Source organism: Hydrogenophaga sp. (assembly GCF_026125825.1).
Lineage (GTDB): Bacteria > Pseudomonadota > Gammaproteobacteria > Burkholderiales > Burkholderiaceae_C > Hydrogenophaga.
In genome coordinates this window covers 1-6,511 of the sequence record NZ_JAHCKK010000146.1, presented here as the reverse complement: position 1 = coordinate 6,511, position 6,511 = coordinate 1, and the positions used below count along the sequence as shown (strand labels likewise).

Genomic DNA, 6,511 nt, shown 5'->3' with positions numbered 1-6,511 from the left:
CACCCAGCGTGTCCCAACCCCAGGTCCAACCGCCCAGGGCCGCCACCCCGGCGCCTGCCGCCGCGGCACCCGCACCTGCTGCGGCGCCCGTGCCGGCACCCGCACCGGTGGCACGGCCCACGCCTGCGCCGGCCGCTCCCAGCAGCGCAGGTGGAGGCCAGGTCCGAGTCAAGGCCGGCGACACCGCTGGCGGCATTGCCGCGGCCAACAAACCTGCCGAGGTGTCCCTCGACCAGATGCTCGTGGCCATGCTGCGGCAGAACCCCAATGCCTTCATCTCGGGCAACGTCAACCGCATGAAGGCCGGCGTGGTCCTCGACCTGCCCAGCGCAGCGCAAGCCAGCGCCATCGCGCCGAGCGAAGCCCGCCAGACCATCACGGCGCAAAGCCGGGACTTCAACGAATTCCGCCGGCGCCTCGCGGGCAGCGCGCCCGAAGCCGGTGTGGCTGCCGCTGATCGACAGGCCGCCGGCCAGGTGCAGACAGAAGTCAAGGAAGCCAAGCCTGCCGCACCGGCCGCCGACAAGTTGACGCTGTCCAAGGAGGCCGCGCCGGGCCAGGCCGCCAACGAAGACAAGATCGCCAAAGAGCGGCAGGCCAAGGAGGCCTCTTCGCGCGTGGCCGAACTCTCACGCAACATCGAGGAGCTGTCCAAGCTGGGTGCTGGCGGCGCGCCCGCTCCTGCCGCGCCCGCTCCTGCAGCGCCGGCCCCGGCCCCTGCCGCAGCGGCCCCTGCACCCGCGCCGGCACCGGCACCGGCACCTACGGTGACCGTGCCCACGGCACCCGCCCCGACCGAGGCGGCGCCCTCACCCGCAGCGCCCGCGGCGCAAGCCCCGGCCACACCGCCGGTCGAGCCACCGGCGGCCGAAGCGCCCTCGACCACGCCCGCACCGGTGAAACCCCCGCTGCCCGTCCCCACCCCGTTGCCCGACGAGCCTTCGTTCTTCGACCAGCTGCGTGACAACCCATTGGCCCTGCCACTGGCAGGCGGTCTGCTGGCCCTGCTCGCCGGGCTGGGTCTCTATCGCATGCGCCAGCGCAAGCATGGCTCAAGCGTCGACAGCTCCTTCCTGGAAAGCCGCCTTCAACCCGATTCGTTCTTCGGCTCCAGTGGTGGCCAGCGAATCGACACCGCGGAGTCCGTCGCCTCGGGCTCGTCCATGGTCTATTCCCCCAGCCAGCTGGATGCGGCGGGCGATGTGGATCCGGTGGCCGAAGCCGACGTCTACCTCGCCTATGGCCGCGACCTCCAGGCCGAGGAAATCCTCAAGGAAGCGATGCGCAGCACGCCCACGCGCGTGGCCATCCACAACAAGCTGCTGGAAATCTATGCCAAGCGGCGCGATGCGCGCGCGTTCGAGGTGGTGGCGACGGAAGCCTACAACCTCACGCAAGGCCAGGGTCCGGAATGGGAACACGCCTGTGAGCTCGGCAAGGAACTGGACCCGTCCAACCCCCTGTACCAACCGGGTGGCAGCCCGGCCGTGAAGATCGCGGCCACGGCAGGCATCGCGGGGGCTGGCCTGAACACCATGCCCTTTGGCGCCAGCACGCTGAACGAACCCGGCAAACAGGCACCGCCCTCCGGCCTGGGCGATCTTGACCTGGATCTCGATTTTTCGCTCGACGAACCTTCGGCCCCCGCACCGCTGGCTCCGCCGGAAGCAGGGATGTCCAGCATGGACGATCTCAAGATGACCGAGACGCTGACCCATGCGCCCGCAGACGCCAAGGAAGGCCCGCCCTCGTCGATGTCGATGGACTTCGATCTGGACTTCCCGTCCGGCCCCGCCCCGCTGCAGGAGCATGCGCCCGAGCCGGTGCAGGCCAAGGACCGCACCCCAGCGTCCGACCTCGACGCGCTGTCGTTTGACGACGATCCGATCATCGATCTGGACACGCCCCATGCCTCGGAGGTGCGCCCACAGACACCGCCACCGGCGGCTGACATGCTGTCGTTCGACCTGAACAACCTCAACCTCGACCTGAACACGCCGCCTGTGGAGGACGACGCCACCTCGGCCGATCGCCTCACGGAAGAAAATCCGCTGGAGACCAAGCTGTCTCTCGCGGAGGAATTCCGCGCCATCGGCGACTTCGAGGGTGCGCGTTCGCTGGCCGAGGAAGTCCTGGCCGAAGCCTCGGGCTCGCTCAAGGCCAAGGCAGGGACTTTCCTGGCCGATCTGGCCTGACGCGTCCGCGGTTTCGCTTTTGCCCCCACCGCCCCAGGAGCCCAGCCTCACCCGCGTCGCGCTGGGCGTGAGCTACAACGGTCGCGCCTACGACGGCTGGCAAAGCCAACCGGGCGGGCGCACCGTGCAAGACCATCTCGAGCAGGCGCTGACGCGCTTCAGCGGCCGGGACACGGTAAAGACGCTCTGCGCGGGCCGCACCGATGCCGGGGTGCATGGCCTGATGCAAGTGGTGCACTTCGACACCCTGCTCGAACGCGCCGAGAACGCCTGGGTCCGTGGCACCAACAGCTTTCTGCCCGACACCATCGCCGTGCAATGGGCGCGCCACGTTCCCCAGAGTTTCCATGCCCGGGCCAGCGCCCGCTCGCGCCGCTATGCCTATGTGTTGCTTGAATCACCGGTGCGCCCGAGCGTCGATGCTGGCCAGGTGGGCTGGGTGTTTCGCCCGCTGGCGCTGGAGCCGATGTTGCAGGCGGCGCAGGCACTGCTGGGCGAACACGATTTCACGTCGTTCCGGGCTTCACAGTGCCAGGCGCACTCGCCTGTCAAGCACTTGATGCGGGTGGACATCGTGCGCCGCGCAAGCTATTGGCGCTTCGAGTTCGAGGCCTCAGCCTTCCTGCACCACATGATTCGCAACATCATGGGCTGCCTGATTGCCATCGGGAGCGGAAACCGACCCGCTGCCTGGATGGCCGAGGTGCTTCAGGCCCGCAGCCGCGACGCCGCCGCCCCGACCTTTTCCCCTGACGGCCTGTACTTTCTCGGGCCGGTCTACGATGCCGCATGGGGTCTGCCCGAGCGCACCCCTGCTTTCGACTGGCTGCCATGACACCCCACCACCGCACGCGCATCAAGATCTGCGGCCTGACCCGCGAGGAAGACGTGGACGCGGCCGTGCGGGCTGGCGCCGATGCCATCGGCTTCGTGCTCTACGCCCCGAGCCCCCGCCATGTCACGGCGCAACGCGCTGGCGAGCTCGCAAGCCGCCTGCCGCCCTTCGTCACGCCGGTCCTGCTGTTCGTCAACGCCCCGTTGGATCACATCCGCGAGGGTTGCGACGCCGTGCCCCAGGCCTTGCTGCAGTTCCATGGCGATGAGACGGCCGCTGAATGCCAGGCCGCAGGCCGCCCCTACCTGCGCGCAGCCCGCATTCCCACCGGCCCTGCCGGGGCTGGCTTTGATCTTCTAAAATACGCTTCGGACCACTCGGCCGCCCAGGCCATCCTGCTCGACGCGCTCGTCGAGGGCTATGGCGGCGGTGGCCAATCCTTTGACTGGACAGCCTTCCCTTGGTCACATCCACTTCTAAACGCCAGCTCTCGCCTCGTTTTGTCTGGTGGACTCACGCCTGCAAACGTGACCGATGGCATCACGCGCGTGCGGCCCTGGGCCGTTGACGTGAGCTCCGGGGTCGAGGCCGCCAAAGGCATCAAGGACCCCGACAAGATGCTCGCCTTCGTGGCCGCCGTGCGGGCGGCCGATGCGCAGACCCCCTGCCCGACCTGAATCCCCCATGGGGTCAGGCTGGCAGTTCCACCGAGACACCCCATGCAGACCTACCAGCAACCCGACGCCCGCGGCCATTTCGGCATCTACGGCGGAAGCTTCGTGAGCGAGACGCTCACCCACGCGATCAACGAGCTCAAGGCGGCGTACGCGAAGTACCAGCACGACCCCGAGTTCCTGGCCGAATTCAAAAGCGAACTGGCCCACTTCGTGGGTCGCCCCAGCCCGGTCTACCACGCCGCGCGCATGAGCCGCGAGGAAGGTGGCGCCCAGATCTTCCTCAAACGCGAAGACCTCAACCACACCGGCGCGCACAAGGTGAACAACACCATTGGCCAGGCCATGCTCGCGCGCCGCATGGGCAAGCCGCGCATCATCGCGGAGACGGGCGCCGGCCAGCACGGCGTGGCCACCGCGACCATCTGCGCGCGCTATGGCCTGGAGTGCGTGGTCTACATGGGCAGCGAGGACGTCAAGCGCCAGAGCCCCAACGTCTACCGCATGAAGCTGCTGGGCGCCACGGTGGTGCCGGTGGAGTCGGGCAGCAAGACGCTCAAGGACGCACTGAACGAGGCCATGCGCGACTGGGTCGCCAACGTGGACAACACCTTCTACATCATCGGCACCGTGGCCGGCCCGCATCCCTACCCGATGATGGTGCGAGACTTTCAGAGCGTGATCGGTGAAGAGTGCCTGGTGCAGGTGCCCGAGATGCTGGCCACCGCCGGCTGCCGCGGCGAACAGCCCGATGCGGTGATCGCCTGCGTGGGCGGTGGCAGCAATGCCATGGGGATCTTCCACCCCTACATCCCTTATGAGGGCACGCGCCTGATCGGCGTGGAAGCTGCCGGCGAAGGCCTGGAGAGCGGCAAGCACTCGGCCTCGCTCCAAAAAGGCAGCCCCGGCGTGCTGCACGGCAACCGCACCTACGTGCTTCAGGACGACAACGGTCAGGTGACCGAGACCCACAGCATCAGCGCGGGCCTGGACTACCCCGGCGTGGGACCGGAGCACGCCTTCCTCAAGGACATCGGCCGCGCCGAGTACGTGGGCATCACCGACAGCGAGGCGCTCGAAGCCTTCCATCGCCTGTGCCGGACCGAAGGCATCATCCCCGCGCTGGAGTCCAGCCACGCCGTGGCCTACGCCCTCAAGCTGGCCAAGACCATGAAGCCCGATCAATCCATCCTGGTCAACCTCTCGGGCCGGGGCGACAAGGACATCGGCACCGTCGCCGACCTCTCCGGCGTCGATTTTTACGACCGACCTTCCATGCGCGGACTGACCGTGAAGGGAGGCAGCGCCAAATGAGCCGCATTGATCACACCCTCTCCCAGCTCAAGGCCCAGGGTCGCAAGGCCTTGATTCCCTATGTCACCGCGGGCTTTCCGTTCGCCGACATCACGCCCGACCTGATGCACGGCATGGCCGAAGCGGGGGCCGACATCATCGAGCTCGGCGTGCCGTTCTCCGACCCATCGGCCGATGGCCCGGTGATCCAGAAGGCAGGCGACCGCGCGCTGGCGCTGGGCATCGGCATGGCGCAGGTGCTGACCATGGTGCGCAGCTTCCGCGAGCGCAACAACACCACGCCCGTGGTGCTCATGGGCTATGCCAATCCGGTGGAGCGCTACGACCAGAAGCATGGCGCGGGCGCCTTCGTGCGCGATGCCAGCGAGGCCGGCGTGGACGGTGTGCTGATCGTCGACTACCCGCCCGAAGAATGCGAAGCATTCGCCGCCTCCTTGCGCGAACACGGCATGGATCTGATCTTCCTGCTGGCGCCCACCTCCACCGACGAGCGCATGGCGCAGGTGGCTCGCGTGGCCAGCGGCTATGTGTACTACGTCTCGCTCAAGGGCGTCACCGGTGCAGGCACCCTGGACGTTGGCCAAGTCCAGGCCATGCTGCCGCGCATCCGCGCGCATGTGAACGTGCCGGTGGGCGTGGGCTTCGGCATCCGCGACGCGGAGACGGCGCGTGCCATCGGCCAGACCGCCGACGCGGTGGTCATCGGCAGCAAGATCATCCAGTTGCTGGAGAACGAGCCGCACGAAAAGGTGGTGGCGGTGGCCATCCAGTTCCTTCGCACCATCCGCAAAGCGCTCGACGCATAAACATGCCCGCACGCTCCACCGCTGCGCGGGTCGCCTCCCCCCGAGGGGGCTGGACCTGCCTTGGGGGCGGCCCGGCGGCTGGCCCGCTTTCGCCCCTCGCATGGTTTAATTCCTTCTAGTCTGCCTGCACGGAGAGAAATGATGTCCTGGCTCGAAAAACTGCTGCCCCCGAAGATCACCCCCACCAACCCGACCGAGCGCCGCAGCGTGCCCGAGGGTCTGTGGATCAAGTGCCCAAGCTGCGAAGCCGTGCTCTACAAGAACGACCTGGAAAAGAACCAGAACGTCTGCCCGCACTGCAGCCACCACCACCGCATCGGGGCGCGCGCACGCCTCAATGCCTTCCTCGATGCAGAAGGCCGGTATGAAATCGCGCAGGAAGTGCTGCCGGTGGATGCGCTCAAGTTCAAAGACAGCCGCAAGTACCCCGAGCGCTTGAAAGATGCGCTGGAGACCACCGGTGAGACCGACGCGCTGGTGGTCATGGGCGGCGCGGTGCACGGCGTCAGCCTGGTGGTTGCGTGTTTTGAGTTCGACTTCATGGGCGGCTCAATGGGCTCGGTGGTCGGCGAGCGCTTCGTGCGCGGCGTGGAGACCGCGCTCGAGCAGAAGACGCCGTTCGTCAGCTTCACCGCCACCGGCGGCGCGCGCATGCAGGAAGGCCTGCTCAGCCTGATGCAGATGGCC

Annotated in this window: 6 protein-coding genes; all 6 read left to right on the top strand. The window is 67.7% G+C overall.

Annotated features, from left to right (window positions below; all coding sequences use genetic code 11):
- Nucleotides 1-2,195: FimV/HubP family polar landmark protein (locus KIT86_RS23645; protein WP_297402962.1), on the top strand; the 2,195-nt coding region annotated here is incomplete at its 5' end.
- Between the two features lie 19 nt (nucleotides 2,196-2,214).
- Nucleotides 2,215-3,030, top strand: coding sequence for a tRNA pseudouridine(38-40) synthase TruA (truA, locus tag KIT86_RS23640; RefSeq protein ID WP_297402960.1), 816 nt, complete (start codon nucleotides 2,215-2,217; stop codon nucleotides 3,028-3,030).
- Nucleotides 3,027-3,707: a phosphoribosylanthranilate isomerase gene (locus KIT86_RS23635; protein WP_297402958.1), complete on the top strand. Its 681-nt coding sequence runs from the start codon at nucleotides 3,027-3,029 to the stop codon at nucleotides 3,705-3,707. The genes truA and KIT86_RS23635 overlap by 4 nt, the downstream gene beginning before the upstream one ends.
- 42 nt (nucleotides 3,708-3,749) lie before the next feature.
- Nucleotides 3,750-5,018, top strand: a complete 1,269-nt coding sequence (gene trpB / locus KIT86_RS23630; RefSeq protein WP_297402956.1) for a tryptophan synthase subunit beta — start codon at nucleotides 3,750-3,752, stop codon at nucleotides 5,016-5,018.
- On the top strand, nucleotides 5,015-5,824 hold the full coding sequence (gene trpA / locus KIT86_RS23625; protein ID WP_297402954.1) for a tryptophan synthase subunit alpha: 810 nt from the start codon (nucleotides 5,015-5,017) through the stop codon (nucleotides 5,822-5,824). The genes trpB and trpA overlap by 4 nt, the downstream gene beginning before the upstream one ends.
- 141 nt (nucleotides 5,825-5,965) lie before the next feature.
- Nucleotides 5,966-6,511: acetyl-CoA carboxylase carboxyltransferase subunit beta (locus tag KIT86_RS23620; protein WP_297402952.1), on the top strand; the 546-nt coding region annotated here is incomplete at its 3' end.

What these genes read in the sequence shown, in the direction of transcription:
- trpA (WP_297402954.1), top strand. Translation starts at nt 5,015, where the DNA reads ATGAGCCGCATTGATCACACCCTCTCCCAGCTCAAGGCCCAGGGTCGC.
- trpB (WP_297402956.1), top strand. Translation starts at nt 3,750, where the DNA reads ATGCAGACCTACCAGCAACCCGACGCCCGCGGCCATTTCGGCATCTAC.
- KIT86_RS23635 (WP_297402958.1), top strand. Translation starts at nt 3,027, where the DNA reads ATGACACCCCACCACCGCACGCGCATCAAGATCTGCGGCCTGACCCGC.